Below are 13,556 nucleotides of genomic sequence, written 5' to 3'. Positions count from 1 at the left end.
ACGGCGATCAGCTCAGGCGCCCAGCGCCTTGCGCAGCTTCGGCCTGGACGCGGCCGCCCACGCCTCCGGCAGTTCGCCTTCGCGGGCCGCGGCGCGGGCCTCCTCGCGCCCGTACAGCACTCCGTATGTGAAGGCGCTCTCCCCCGCGGCCTGCGCCTGCGCGGCCAGGTTGGTCAGCGTCTCACGGGCGACGACGCTGTCCTGGTGGTCGCCGAGCAGGTCCTGGAGGTCCTTGCCGCGGCGGGCGAAGCGCTTGGCGGGCTTGCCGAGCACGGGGCGGGCGACCTCGGCGGCGTACCGGGCGCGTTTGGCCGCCTTGCGGGCGTCGTGGAAGGCCGGGTCGCGATCGGGCCCTGGCGGGGCGTCGAGGGCGGTGGCGATCCGGCCGGCCAGCCGCTCGTGCTCGCGCAGCACCGTCTTGCGGATCACCTTCCGCGGCTTCCGGGCGGCGGCGGGCAGCAGCGGCGGGTCGGCGGCCAGCGCGTCGAGGGTGTCGAGCAGGGCGCGGTAGCGGTCGCTGTCCAGGACGGCGGCGATCGACTGCCGGGAGCCGCTGCGGCGGGCCCGCGACCAGGTCTCGATCCGTTCGGGTACGGGGCCGACGCGCAGGGTGTCCGGCAGCTCCGCCAGCCGCTCGGCCAGCCGCTCGGTGAGCACCTCCCGGTCGCGGTCCACGCCCAGCTCCGCGGCGAGCCACTTCAGCTCCTCGCCGACCGGGTCGGTGGCGGCCCGGTCCAGGACGGTGCGGTAGGAGCGGAAGGCGCTGCGGAGTCGGCGGGTGGCCACCCGCATCTGGTGGACGGAGTCGGGTGCGTCGAGGCGCACGGCCGGGTCGAGGGCGACGATGGCGGCGATCTGACGGCGGGCGTAGGCCAGCACGGTGTCACCGGCCGTGCCGGGCGCGGCCCGCTTCTCCCCCCGCTTGGTGCCGGGCTTCTCCCCCTGCTTCGCCCGCTTCGGGCCGGGCTTCTTCCCCTCCTCGGCCCGCTCCGTGGCGCCCTTCTTCTCGCGCTTGCCCCGCGCGTTCCGCGGAGCGGTCGCGGCCAGCGCGTGGGCGAGCTTGGACGCGCTGCCTGCGCGCCGCAGCCCGGCCGTGGTCAGCCGCTCCTCGATCGCGTCGAGGAGCGCGGCGTCGCGCCCCGGCGCCAGCTCCACCTCGATCTCCGACCACAGGACCGGCTCACCGGCACCGGGTTCGCCGTCTTCCGGCAGGCGGCTCGCGGTGACCTGGTCGGTCGACACCTCGGCGATCAGCGCGCCGTCGGGGTCCACCAGGTGGGTGACGGCACGCTCGGACAGCATCCGCACCACCGGGACGAGGCCGGTACCGCGGGTGCGGGAGCGGACCAGTGCCAGCAGTTCGGGGGGCGGGACGTCGGACAGGGGTGCGCGGATCTCGTCGCGGGTGTCCGGGCCGACCGGCAGTTTCAGATGCCACCCGGCGTCGCCGCCTCCGGTGCGGCGGCGCAGTGTGACGCCGTCGGCCGCCAGCCGGTGTGCGGGGGTGTCGTAGTACGTGGCGTCCAGGATGGTGACGCCCTGGTCCACCACGGCCGCGGCTCCGGCCACTCCGGTCAGGCCGGGGAGCGCGGCGCCGTCGGTGGCCTCGTACTTCCGCTCGATCTCCCGCACGGTGTCCGCCATGCCTCGAACATAGTGCGCGTCGCGCCTCCCGGGACAGTCCCCCGGGAGGCGCGCGGGCGGACTCGACCGCTCAGGCCGCTATGGGCTTCTGCGCCCGGATCGACTGGAGCAGCCCCACCGCTATCCACACGGCGAACATCGACGAGCCGCCGTAGGAGACGAAGGGCAGCGGGAGCCCGGCCACCGGCATGATGCCGAGCGTCATCCCGATGTTCTCGAACGCCTGGAAGGCGAACCAGGCGATGATCCCGGCGGCGACGATGGTGCCGTACAGCTCGGTGGTGTCGCGGGCGATGCGGCACGCGCGCCACATCACGACGCCGATGAGCACGAGGATCAGGCCCGCGCCGAGGAAGCCCAGCTCCTCGCCCGCGACCGTGAAGACGAAGTCGGTCTGCTGCTCGGGCACGAACTGACCGGTGGTCTGGGTGCCTTCGAACAGGCCCTTGCCGGTGAGGCCGCCGGAGCCGATGGCGATCCGCGCCTGGTTGGTGTTGTAGCCGACTCCGGCCGGGTCCAGGGCGGGGTTCGCGAAGGCCGCGAACCGGTCGATCTGGTACTGGTCGAGTATCCCGAGCTGCCAGACGAGGACGGCGCCGAGCACGGCGGTGCCGATCAGGCCGGCGACCCAGCGGTTGGACGCGCCGGAGGCGAGCAGCACGGCGAGCACGATCACCGCCATGACCATCACGGAGCCCAGGTCGGGCATCATCAGCACGATCGCGATGGGCAGCGCGGCCAGGCCCAGGGCCTGGACGACGGTCCGGTGGTCGGGGAAGGCCCGGTCGCCCGCGTCCACCCGCGCGGCCAGCAGCATCGCCATCCCCAGAATGATGGTGATCTTGGCGAACTCGGAGGGCTGGAGGGAGAATCCGCCGCCGATCACGATCCAGGCGTGGGCGCCGTTGATGGTCGAGCCGAGCGGGGTGAGCACGGCAAGCACCAGCAGCACCGACAGCCCGTACAGGACCGGCACGACGCCGCGCAGGGTGCGGTGGCCGAGCCAGATCGTGGCGACCATCAGCGCCAGCCCGATGCCGGTGTTCAGCACGTGCCGGAAGAGGAAGTAGTACGGGTCACCCTGGTTGAGCTCGGTGCGGTTGCGGGTGGCGGAGTAGACCAGGGCCGAACCGACCGCGGACAGCGCGAGGGCGGACAGCAGCAGTATCCAGTCCAGCCGCCGCACGACGGAGTCGCGCGCCATGAGCTTGCCCAGCATGCCGCGCTCGGGCGTGTACCGGCGGACGTATCCGGGGCTGGAGGCGCTCATTGGTCCTCCCGCCGTCCGCCGAGCCCGACCGCGACGTACGGCTTGCCGACCGGCTGGGCGTCGATGGTGCCGTCGGCCTCGATCTTGGGGAGCTTGGCCTGCGGCGTGTACAGCAAGGCCTTCTTCTTGTCGATCTTGCCGTCCTTGTCGATGCCGTACAGCGCGTTGTAGATGTTCCGGACGGCGGGTCCGGAGGCGCCGGAGCCGGTGCCGCCCTGCGCGATCGTCATCACGATCGCGTAGTCCTTGGTGTACGTCGCGAACCACGAGGTGGTCTGCTTGCCGTAGACCTCGGCCGTACCGGTCTTGGCGTGCATCGGGATCTTGTCCTGCGGCCAGCCGCCGAACCGCCAGGCCGCGGTGCCCCGGGTGGCGACGCCCGCCAGCGCATCGTCTATCAGCTTCCTGGTCTTGACGTCCATGGGCAGCTTGCCGTGGGACTTGGGCTTGATCGCCTCGACCTTCTTGCCGTCGGAGCTGACGATGGCCTTGCCGACGGTCGGGTCGTAGAGGGTGCCGCCGTTGCTGATGGCCGCGTAGATGGTGGCCATCTGGATCGGGGTGACGAGGGTGTCGCCCTGGCCGATGGAGTAGTTGACGGCGTCACCGGCGCGCATCTTCATGCCTTCGAGGCAGTTCTCATAGGCGATGCGCTCGGCGTAGTCGCCGTCCTTCTTGCCGTCCTTGCACCACGCCTTCTCGTTGGCCTTCCAGTAGTCCTTCTTCCACTGGCGGTCCGGGACGCGGCCGGTGACCTCGTTGGGGAGGTCGATGCCGGTCTCCTTGCCGAGGCCGAACTGGTGGGCGGTCTTGTAGAACCAGTCCGCCGGGTTCTTCTTGGGGTCGATCCCGCCGTCCTTCTGCCACTGCTTGTGCGCCAGGCCGTAGTAGACGGTGTCGCAGGAGACCTCGAGCGCCTGGCCGAGGCTGATGCTGCCGTGCCCCTTGGACTCGAAGTTCTTGAAGACCTGGCCGCCGATGCTGTACGAGCTGGGGCACGGGTAGCTGCCGTTGAACGGGTAGCCCGCGTTGACCGCGGCGGCCGTCGGGATCACCTTGAAGATCGAGCCGGGGGCGGCCTGCCCCTGGATGGCCCGGTTCAGCAGCGGGAAGTTGGAGTCCTTGCCGGTGAGCCTCTTGTAGTCCTTGGCGGAGATGCCGCCGACCCAGGCATTGGGGTCGTAGGTCGGGTTGGACGCCATGGCGACGACCCGGCCGGTCTTGGCCTCCATCACCACGACCGCGCCCGCGTCGGCCTTGTAGTTGGTGCCCGTGTTCTTGTCGTGCACTTTACGGGCCTCCTTCATCGCCAGGTGAAGCTCCTTCTCGGCGACGGCCTGGACCCGGGAGTCGATGCTGGTGACCAGGTTGGCACCCGGCTGCGCCTTGTCGCTCTCCCGCTGGCCGATGACCCGGCCGAGGTTGTCGACCTCGTAGCGGGTGACGCCGGCCTTGCCGCGCAGCTGCGCGTCGTAGGCGCGCTCCAGGCCGGAGCGGCCGACCTGGTCGGAGCGCAGCAGCGGCGACTCGCTGTCCTCGGCTTCCTTGATCTCGTCGTCGGTGACGGGCGAGAGGTAGCCCAGCACCTGGGCGGCGTTGGACTCGGCGGGCGCGGCGTAGCGGCGCACCGGCGTGGGCTCGGCGCTGACACCGGGGAAGTCCTCGGCGCGCTCGCGGATCTGGAGGGCCTGCTGGGTGGTGGCCTCGTCCGTGATCGGGATGGGCTGGTACGGGGAGCCGTTCCAGCAGGGCTGCGGGGTCTTGGAGTCGCACAACCGGACCTTGTCCATGACCTCCTTGGGGGTCATGTCGAGGACGCCGGCCAGCCGGGTGAGGACGGCCTTGCCGTCGTCCTTCATCTTCATCAGGTCGGTGCGGCTGGCGGAGACCACCAGGCGGGTCTCGTTGTCGGCGAGCGGGATGCCGCGCGCGTCCAGTATCGAGCCGCGGGTGGCGGGCTGGATGACCTGCTGGACGTGATTGCTGGCGGCTTCGTCGCTGTACTCGTCGCCGTTGCGGATCTGGAGGTACCAGAGGCGTCCGCCGAGGGTGAGGAGGAGGGAGAAGACGAGGATCTGGATGGCGACGAGGCGGACGGTGACCCGGGTGGTCCGCCCGGTCTCGGGGATGTTACTCACAGGCGCTTCACCCCTTTGACGCTCTTGACGCCCTTGACTCCCTTGACGCGTCCGGCCTTCTGGGTTCCGATCCGGGCGGCCTTGCTCAGCCGACCGGGGCGGAGCGAGGTCCCGCCGGAGCTGATCCAGCCGTACGAGGTGTCGCCGCCGCCTCCGGAGCCGCCGGAGGCGTCCACGACCGGATCGTGGTCGGTGCGGCGGGCGAGCGCCATGATCAGCGGCACGGTGAAGGGCGCCAGCAGCAGGTCGTACAGGGCGGCGGTGACGAGCAGCTTGACGAGCCCGGGGTGGCCGGCGGCGTCGTCGCCGACGAGGGAGCCGACGCCCGCGTACAGCAGGGCGGAGCCGATCGCGCCCGCCACGACCACGAGCATGGGGCCGGTGGCGGAGCGGAGCTGGCCGGTCTCGGGTTTGGCCAGGCCCGCGAGGTAGCCGATGACGCACAGCACCAGGGCGTACCGCCCGGCGGCGTGGTCGGCGGGCGGGGCGAAGTCGGCGAGCAGGCCCGCGCCGAAGCCGATCAGCGCGCCGCTGGTGTGCCCGTAGACCAGAGCGAGCGCGAGGACGACGAGCAGCAGCAGATCGGGGACGGCACCCGGGAGGTTGAGCCGGGCCAGGACGCACACCTGGGCGAGGAGCGCGACGAGGACGAGGAGGGTGGAGAGCAGGATCCGGTTGAGGCGCAGCATCGGTCAGCTCCTGGTGGCGACGTCGGTGCCGTCACTCGCGGGCGGGGTGGCCGTGACGGTGACCGTGGGGGTCGGCTTGGGCTTCTCCGGCTTGGGTGGCAGGACGGAGTCGCGCGGGTTCTCGCGCGGCGGCCGGGTGACGACACCGACGATGTCGAGTTTGGTGAAGCCGACGAACGGGCGGACCTGGACGGTGCGGGTGAGACCGCCGTCGGAGGGGTCGACGCGGACCACTTCGCCGACGGGCACGCCGGGGACGAACGGGCGGTCGGCGCGGGAGCCGAAGGTGACCAGCCGGTCGCCCTTCTTGACCTTCGCCTTGCCGTTGAGGAGCTGGACGCGCAGCGGGCGGTCGCCCTGACCGGACGCGAACCCGATCTCCCCGGTCTTCTCCATCCGGGTGCCGACGGTGAAGTCCGGGTCGCTGGCGAGCAGCACGGTGGCGGTGGAGTGGCCGACGGTGGTGACCCGGCCGACCAGGCCGTCGCCGTTGATGACCGTCATGTCGCGGCGGATGCCGTCCTTGGCTCCGACGTCGATGGTGACGGTCCAGGAGAAGCCCTGGGTGTTGCCGATGGCGATGACCTCGGCGCCGGTGACGCCGTAGCGGCCGGCTCCCGCGGTCTTCATGAGCCGGTCGAACTCGATGAGGCGGGCGCGGTTGCGGACGTCCGAGCCGAGCCGCTGTTTGAGTTCGGCGTTCTCGCGTTCAAGGGCGCTGATGCGGTCGTGCCGCTTGTCGGAGTCCCGTACGGCGGCGATGGCGTTGCCGACCGGGTCGACCATCCCGGCGACGCTGTTCTCCACCGGGCCGAAGACGTCGGCCGCGGTCTCCCGGGCACCGTCGAGGGGCGAGTCGTCGCCGCCTCGGATGTCCACCGTGATCAGCGCGAACGCGATGGCGACCAGCAGCACCAGCAGCAGCCGGCTCTCTCGTGTGTCCCTCACGTGCGGCGACGAGCCTTCCTCGTAGGAGTCGGACCTTATGGGGGTATATCAGCGTTCCGGCGGCGGATGTCACCGGCACCCGGCGGCGGAACGAGGGCTGACGCCGGGTCAGTTTCGCCGGGCCATCTGTTTCCTGGTCATCTGCTTCGGGTCAGCCGCTCGGGGTCATCTGCGGGGCTGGGCGTCCAGCACCTGCTGCAGCGCCTCGAACTCCTCGACGCACTTGCCGGAGCCCAGCGCGACGGAGTCGAGCGGGTCCTCGGCGATGTGGATCGGCATGCCGGTCTCCCGGCGCAGCCGTTCGTCCAGGCCGCGGAGCAGCGCGCCGCCGCCGGTGAGGACGATGCCCCGGTCCATGACGTCGCCGGAGAGCTCGGGCGGGCACTTGTCGAGGGTGGTCTTGACCGCGTCCACGATGGAGTTGACGGGCTCCTCCATGGCCTTGCGGACCTCGGCGGCGGAGATCACCACGGTCTTGGGGAGGCCGCTGACCAGGTCGCGGCCGCGGATCTCGGTGTGCTCCTCGTCCTCGCTCTCGTACGCGGAGCCGATGGTGATCTTGATGTTCTCGGCGGTGCGCTCGCCCAGCAGGAGGCTGTACTCCTTCTTGACGTGCTGGATGATCGCGTTGTCCAGCTCGTCGCCGGCCACCCGGATGGACTGTGCTGTGACGATTCCGCCGAGGGAGATGACGGCGACCTCGGTGGTGCCGCCGCCGATGTCCACGACCATGTTGCCGGTGGCCTCGTGGACGGGCAGGCCGGAGCCGATCGCGGCGGCCATCGGCTCCTCGATGATGTGCACCTGGCGGGCGCCCGCCTGGGTGGACGCCTCGATGACGGCGCGGCGCTCGACGCCGGTGATGCCGGACGGCACGCAGACGACAACCCGGGGGCGGGCGAGGTAGCGCCGCTTGTGGATCTTGAGAATGAAGTAGCGGAGCATCCGCTCGGTGATCTCGAAGTCGGCGATCACACCGTCCTTGAGCGGGCGGACGGCGACGATGTTGCCAGGAGTCCGGCCGATCATCTTCTTCGCCTCGGCGCCCACGGCGAGGATCCCGCCCGTGTTGGTGTTGATGGCGACGACTGACGGCTCGTTGAGGACGATCCCGCGGCCCCTGACGTACACCAGCGTGTTGGCGGTGCCGAGGTCGACAGCCATGTCACGGCCGATGAACGACATGTTGTTCCCCATGAGGATACGTCTGGCCTTCCCAACTGGAGCGAATGCTTACTTGAGGTCGGCAGGATGGGTGCGCTGCGCGCGCGGAAGCTTTCATCGTAGTCTCGGTCGCTCGGTGACGACGCGAGGGTCCTCCGCCATTGTCAGCAGAACACGTCCCCGCCCCCGACCATGGTGACGTCGTGTCGGGGTGTCGCGTTCCCCCGATCGGCCCGCACATGCCGGGGGCAGCCGGAAAAATACGGCCACCCCCGGTCGGAGGGGGTCTTTGTATGACAGAGCGTCAGGCAGGCTCGGGGCGCGTCAGGCAAACCCGGAAGTGTCAAACAAATCGGAAGTGCCCGGCAAACCCGGAAGTGTCAGGCAAGGCCCGAAGACGTCAGGCGAGACCCGGGAAGAAGATCTTGATCTCGCGCTGCGCGGACTCCTCCGAGTCCGAGGCGTGGACCAGGTTCTCCCGGGTGATGGTGCCGAAGTCCCCGCGGATGGTGCCGCTGGGCGCCTGGATCGGGTCGGTCGGACCGGCCAGCACCCGCACGCCCTCGATCACCCGTTCACCCTCGACGACCAGCGCGACGACGGGACCGGAGGCCATGAACTCCATCAGCGGCTCGTAGAACGGGCGCCCGACGTGCTCGGCGTAGTGCTGCTCCAGCGTGCCGCGGTCGAGGGTACGCAGTTCCAGCGCGGTGATGGACCAGTTCGCCTTGCGCTCGATCCGGCCGACGATCTCGCCGACCAAGCCCCGCCTGACCGCGTCGGGCTTGAGAAGGACGAGGGTGCGCTGGGTCATGGTGCGGCTCCTTGGAGGCATGAGGGCAGTCGGGGGCTGCGCGCCCGAGGCTCACAAGCGGTCGGGTGCAGTGCGCCCGAGGCTACATGGGCCCTGAGCGGGCCCCGAATCCGGCACCGCCATCATCAGGCGCCGGTCATGGCGCCTCGGCGACGTCCCGTTTACGTTACGACGACGCCTGGGCTGCGAACCGTGCCTTCGCCTCGTCGATCTTCCGGCCGAAGTGCACCGAGGCCCACCACAGACCGGCGAAGACCGCGCCCAGGACGAACATCGCGGGCACCACGAAACCGCTGAGGATCAGCGCGATCTGCAGCGCCCAGCCCACCTGTATCGCCCCCGGCCGGGACAGCACACCGCACAGCAGCACACACAGCAGCATGGCGACGCCGCTGACCGCCCACACCGTCCCCGTCGACAGATCGGAGGTGTTCATCGCGACCAGCCCGGCGAAGCCGATCACCAGCACCTCGCCGATCAGCGTGCTCGCACACAGCGTCCGCATCTCAGCCCCTCCCCAGCAGCAGCCGCGCCTCGCCGACCGTGATCACCGAGCCGGTGACCAGCACGCCCGCCCCGGCGAACTCGCCTTCCTCCTCCGCCAGCGTGATCGCCGCCTCCAGGGCGTCGTCCAGCCGCGGCTCGACCTGGACCCGCTCCGCGCCGAAGATGTCCACCGCGAGGGCGGCCAGCTCGTCCACGTTCATCGCCCGGTAGGTGGAGTTCTGCGTGACGACCACCTCGGTGAGGACCGGCTCGAACGCCTCCAGCAGCCCGCGCACGTCCTTGCCCTCGCTGGTCCCCACGACCCCGATCAGCCGGCTGAAGCCGAACGCCTCGGTGACCCCCTCGGCCGCCACCAGGGCGCCCGCCGGGTTGTGGGCGGCGTCCAGCACCACGGTCGGGCTGCGGCGCACGACCTCCAGCCGACCCGGCGAGGTGACGGCGGCGAACGCGGAGCGGACCGTGTCCATGTCGAGCGTGCGGGCGTGCCGCGAGCCGATGCCGAAGAACGCCTCGACGGCCGCCAGCGCCACCGCCGCGTTGTGCGCCTGATGCGCACCGTGCAGCGGCAGGAACAGCTCCGGATACTCCCCGCCGAGACCGCGCAGTGTCATCAGCTGCCCGCCGACGGCGACCTCGCGGTTGAGGACCCCGAACTCCAGCCCCTCCCGCGCGACCGTGGCGTCCACCTCGACCGCCCGCTTGAGCAGCACCGACGCGGCGTCCACCGGCTGCTGGGCCAGCACCACGGTGGCGTCCTTCTTGATGATCCCGGCCTTCTCGGCCGCGATGTCCTCCGGAGTGGTGCCCAGCCGGTCGGTGTGGTCCAGCGCGATCGGAGTCACCACGGCGACGTCCGCGTCGATCACGTTGGTGGCGTCCCAGGTGCCGCCCATGCCGACCTCGACGACGGCGATGTCCACCGGCGCGTCGGCGAACGCCGCGTACGCCATGGCCGTGAGCACCTCGAAGAAGGACAGCCGGTAGTCCTGCTGGGCGTCGACCATCTCCACGTACGGCTTGATGTCCTGGTACGTCTCGATGAACCGCTCGGCGGACACCGGCGCCCCGTCCAGGCTGATCCGCTCGGTCACCGTCTGCACGTGCGGGCTGGTGTAACGGCCGGTGCGCAGGTCGAAGGCGGTCAGCAGCGCCTCGATCATGCGGGCCGTGCTGGTCTTGCCGTTCGTACCGGTGATGTGGATCGACGGGTACGCGCGCTGCGGCGAGCCGAGGACGTCCATCAGGGCGGCGATGCGCTGCACCGACGGGTCCAACTTCGTCTCACCCCAGCGGCCCGCGAGCTCCGTCTCGACCTCGCGCAGCGCCCGGTCGACCTCCGGGTCCTCCGGACGGCCGGGGACGTCCGCCTGCGGAGGCCCGGCCTGGGTGCGCAGCGTTCGACTGCCGGCCTCGATGACGGCGAGGTCGGGGTCGCGGGTGGTCTCCTCCTCCATCATCTCCTCGAACGGGTCGGGGACGGAGTCGGGGGCGTCGTTTCGTGGGGGCTCGCTCACGCCGTCAAGTCTACGAGCCCCTACTGACAACGCCGGACAGGCTGGGGGTTCCAGTCTGTCCGGCGCTTCGGAACAAGCTCCCGGGCCAAGCCCGGTGAGCCTGTGGCGTCAGCCCTGCGGCAGAGCCGCCAGCTGGGCGGAGATCCGCTCGATGTCCGCCTCGGCGGCGGCCTTCCGGGTGCGGATCTTCTCCACCACGTGGTCGGGGGCCTTGGCCAGGAACGCCTCGTTGCCGAGCTTCGCCGTGGTCTGCGCCAGGTCCTTCTCGGCGGCGGCGAGGTCCTTGGCCAACCGCTTGCGCTCGGCCGCCACGTCGATCGCGCCGGACAGGTCCAGCGCGACCGTCGCCCCCCCGACCGGCAGCGACGCGGTAGCCGTGAAGCCGTCCCCCGCGGGCTGCAGACGCAGCAGCGAACGCATCGCGTCCTCGTGCGGCGCCAGCGCGGTGCCGGTGAGGTCGAGCCGGGCCGGGACCCGCTGGCCCGGCTGGAGGCCCTGGTCGGAGCGGAACCGGCGGACCTCGGTGACCACCTGCTGGACCGTCTCGATCTCCCGCTCGGCGGCCGGGTCGCGGAAGCCGCTGTCGGTGGGCCACGCGGCGATGACGACCGACTCCTGGCCGGTCAGCGAGGTCCACAGGGTGTCGGTGACGAACGGGACCACCGGGTGCAGCAGCCGCAGCGTGACGTCCAGCACCTCACCGAGGACCCGGCGCGAGGCGTCGGCCGCCGCGCCGCCCTTGGCGAAGGTGGTCTTGGACAGCTCGACGTACCAGTCGAAGACCTCGTCCCACGCGAAGTGGAACAGCGTGTCGGACAGCTTCGCGAACTGGTAGTCCTCGTAGTACGCGTCGACCTCGGCGACGACCGAGTTCAGCCGGGACAGGATCCAGCGGTCCTCGGCGCGCAGCTGCTCGGCGGGCGGCAGTTCGCCCTCGACCGTGGCGCCGTTCATCAGCGCGAAGCGCGTGGCGTTCCAGATCTTGTTGGCGAAGTTGCGGGAGCCCTGGACCCAGTCCTCGCCGATCGGCACGTCGACACCGGGGTTGGCGCCGCGGGCCAGGGTGAAGCGCAGGGCGTCGGAGCCGTACTTGTCCATCCAGTCCAGCGGGTTGACCGCGTTGCCGAAGGACTTCGACATCTTCTTGCCGAACTGGTCGCGGACCATGCCGTGCAGGGCGATGGTGTGGAACGGCGGGGTGCCGTCCATCGCGTACAGGCCGAACATCATCATCCGGACGACCCAGAAGAACAGGATGTCGTAGCCGGTGACCAGGACGGCGTTCGGGTAGAACTTCTCGACGCTCTCGGTCCGCTCGGGCCAGCCCAGGGTGGAGAAGGGCCACAGGCCGGAGGAGAACCAGGTGTCCAGCACATCGCTGTCCTGCGTCCAGCCCTCGCCGCTCGGCGGCTCCTCGTCCGGTCCGACGCAGACGACCTCGCCGTCCGGCCCGTACCAGATCGGGATGCGGTGGCCCCACCACAGCTGGCGCGAGATGCACCAGTCGTGCATGTTGTCCACCCAGTCGAAGTAGCGCTTCGACATGTCCTCCGGGTGGATCTTCACCCGGCCGTCGCGAACCGCGTCCCCTGCGGCCTTGGCCAGCGGGCCGGTCCTGACCCACCACTGGAGGGACAGCCGCGGCTCGATCGTCGTCTTGCAGCGCGAGCAGTGGCCCACGGAGTGGGTGTACGGGCGCTTCTCGGCGACGATGCGGCCCTCGGCGCGCAGCGCGCCCACGATGGCGCTGCGCGCCTCCAGCCGGTCCAGCCCCTGGAACGGGCCGTGCACGGTGAGCACCGCGTGCTCGTCCATGATCGTGAGGTTCGGCAGGCCGTGGCGCTGGCCGATCTCGAAGTCGTTGGGGTCGTGGGCCGGGGTGACCTTGACCGCGCCGGTGCCGAACTCGGGGTCGACGTGCTCGTCGGCGACGACCGGGATCCGGCGGCCGGTGAGCGGCAGCTCGATCTCGGTGCCGACCAGGTGCCGGTAGCGCTCGTCGTCGGGGTGGACGGCGACCGCCGTGTCACCGAGCATCGTCTCGGCGCGCGTGGTGGCGACCACGATGGAGCTGTCGCCGTCGCCGTACCGGATGGAGACCAACTCGCCGTCGTCGTCCTGATACTCCACCTCGATGTCGGAGATGGCGGTCAGACAGCGCGGGCACCAGTTGATGATGCGCTCGGCGCGGTAGATCAGCTCGTCGTCGTAGAGCTTCTTGAAGATGGTCTGGACGGCCTTGGACAGGCCCTCGTCCATAGTGAAGCGCTCGCGCGACCAGGCGACGCCGTCGCCCAGCCGGCGCATCTGGCCGGAGATCTGCCCGCCGGACTCGGCCTTCCACTGCCAGACGCGCTCGACGAACGCCTCCCGGCCCAGGTCGTGGCGGGACTTGCCCTCCTTGGCCAGCTCGCGCTCGACGACGTTCTGGGTGGCGATGCCCGCGTGGTCCATGCCGGGCTGCCACAGCGTCTCGAAGCCCTGCATCCGCTTCCTGCGGGTGAGGGCGTCGATCAGGGTGTGCTCGAAGGCGTGGCCCAGGTGGAGGGAGCCGGTGACGTTCGGCGGCGGGATGACGACGGTGAAGGGCGCCTTGTCGCTCTTGGCGTCGGCCTCGAAGTAACCGCGCTCTACCCAGCGCTCGTACAGCTGCCCCTCTACGTCGGCCGGAGTGTACTGGGTCGGCAGTTCGGGGTGGCTGTTCGGCCCGCTCGCGGGGCTCTGCTGAGTGTTCTCGGTCACGACGGTCAGTCTACGGGCCCCGGCCACTCCGTTACGAACCCGTTGCCCTCCCGGGGTGAGGGGACCCCAGCACGTCCGGAAGGATGTTGCGAACATGCCGCGCGCAACGAAGACGCATCGAAGAGA

Annotated in this window: 10 protein-coding genes; all 10 read right to left on the bottom strand. The window is 70.6% G+C overall.

The window, feature by feature from the left end:
* Positions 1-12: 12 nt before the first annotated feature.
* The 10 genes from ACQUSR_RS22915 to ACQUSR_RS22870 all read right to left on the bottom strand — a co-directional run bounded on the left by ACQUSR_RS22915 (position 13) and on the right by ACQUSR_RS22870 (position 13,430).
* A complete protein-coding gene (locus ACQUSR_RS22915; RefSeq protein WP_431044477.1) occupies positions 13-1,644 on the bottom strand; it encodes a CHAD domain-containing protein in 1,632 nt (543 codons plus the stop codon).
* A gap of 70 nt (positions 1,645-1,714) precedes the next feature.
* A complete protein-coding gene (gene rodA / locus ACQUSR_RS22910) occupies positions 1,715-2,914 on the bottom strand; it encodes a rod shape-determining protein RodA (protein WP_431044476.1) in 1,200 nt (399 codons plus the stop codon).
* Positions 2,911-5,052 (bottom strand): penicillin-binding protein 2, encoded by a 2,142-nt coding sequence (gene mrdA / locus ACQUSR_RS22905; protein ID WP_431044475.1) that lies wholly within the window; start codon positions 5,050-5,052, stop codon positions 2,911-2,913. Before mrdA ends, rodA begins: the two co-directional genes overlap by 4 nt.
* On the bottom strand, positions 5,049-5,738 hold the full coding sequence (gene mreD, locus ACQUSR_RS22900) for a rod shape-determining protein MreD (RefSeq protein ID WP_431047784.1): 690 nt from the start codon (positions 5,736-5,738) through the stop codon (positions 5,049-5,051). Before mreD ends, mrdA begins: the two co-directional genes overlap by 4 nt.
* Before the next feature lie 6 nt (positions 5,739-5,744).
* A complete protein-coding gene (gene mreC / locus ACQUSR_RS22895) occupies positions 5,745-6,689 on the bottom strand; it encodes a rod shape-determining protein MreC (RefSeq protein ID WP_431044474.1) in 945 nt (314 codons plus the stop codon).
* A gap of 165 nt (positions 6,690-6,854) precedes the next feature.
* A complete protein-coding gene (locus ACQUSR_RS22890; RefSeq protein WP_304465545.1) occupies positions 6,855-7,874 on the bottom strand; it encodes a rod shape-determining protein in 1,020 nt (339 codons plus the stop codon).
* A 379-nt stretch (positions 7,875-8,253) separates the two neighbouring features.
* The gene (gene ndk / locus ACQUSR_RS22885) at positions 8,254-8,667 is read right to left on the bottom strand and encodes a nucleoside-diphosphate kinase (protein WP_304461706.1); all 414 of its coding nucleotides are present in this window, start codon (positions 8,665-8,667) and stop codon (positions 8,254-8,256) included.
* Between the two features lie 166 nt (positions 8,668-8,833).
* A complete protein-coding gene (locus ACQUSR_RS22880; RefSeq protein WP_431044473.1) occupies positions 8,834-9,172 on the bottom strand; it encodes a DUF4233 domain-containing protein in 339 nt (112 codons plus the stop codon).
* Position 9,173: 1 nt separating this feature from the next.
* Positions 9,174-10,688, bottom strand: coding sequence for a bifunctional tetrahydrofolate synthase/dihydrofolate synthase (folC, locus tag ACQUSR_RS22875; protein WP_431044472.1), 1,515 nt, complete (start codon positions 10,686-10,688; stop codon positions 9,174-9,176).
* Between the two features lie 108 nt (positions 10,689-10,796).
* Positions 10,797-13,430 carry a valine--tRNA ligase gene (locus ACQUSR_RS22870; RefSeq protein ID WP_431044471.1) on the bottom strand — a complete coding sequence of 878 codons (2,634 nt, stop codon included), beginning with the start codon at positions 13,428-13,430 and terminating at the stop codon, positions 10,797-10,799.
* Between the last annotated feature and the right edge of the window lie 126 nt (positions 13,431-13,556).

The sequence above is a fragment of the Streptomyces sp. P1-3 genome, from assembly GCF_050613155.1.
Classification (GTDB): domain Bacteria; phylum Actinomycetota; class Actinomycetes; order Streptomycetales; family Streptomycetaceae; genus Streptomyces.
Note: the sequence above shows the minus strand (reverse complement) of the source record. Positions and strands in the feature narration are given on the sequence as shown.

Excerpts from the sequence above, each read along its gene's own strand:
- ACQUSR_RS22915 (WP_431044477.1), bottom strand. The coding sequence starts at position 1,644 with ATGGCGGACACCGTGCGGGAGATCGAGCGGAAGTACGAGGCCACCGAC.
- rodA (WP_431044476.1), bottom strand. The coding sequence starts at position 2,914 with ATGAGCGCCTCCAGCCCCGGATACGTCCGCCGGTACACGCCCGAGCGC.
- ACQUSR_RS22890 (WP_304465545.1), bottom strand. The coding sequence starts at position 7,874 with ATGTCGTTCATCGGCCGTGACATGGCTGTCGACCTCGGCACCGCCAAC.
- ndk (WP_304461706.1), bottom strand. The coding sequence starts at position 8,667 with ATGACCCAGCGCACCCTCGTCCTTCTCAAGCCCGACGCGGTCAGGCGG.
- ACQUSR_RS22880 (WP_431044473.1), bottom strand. The coding sequence starts at position 9,172 with ATGCGGACGCTGTGTGCGAGCACGCTGATCGGCGAGGTGCTGGTGATC.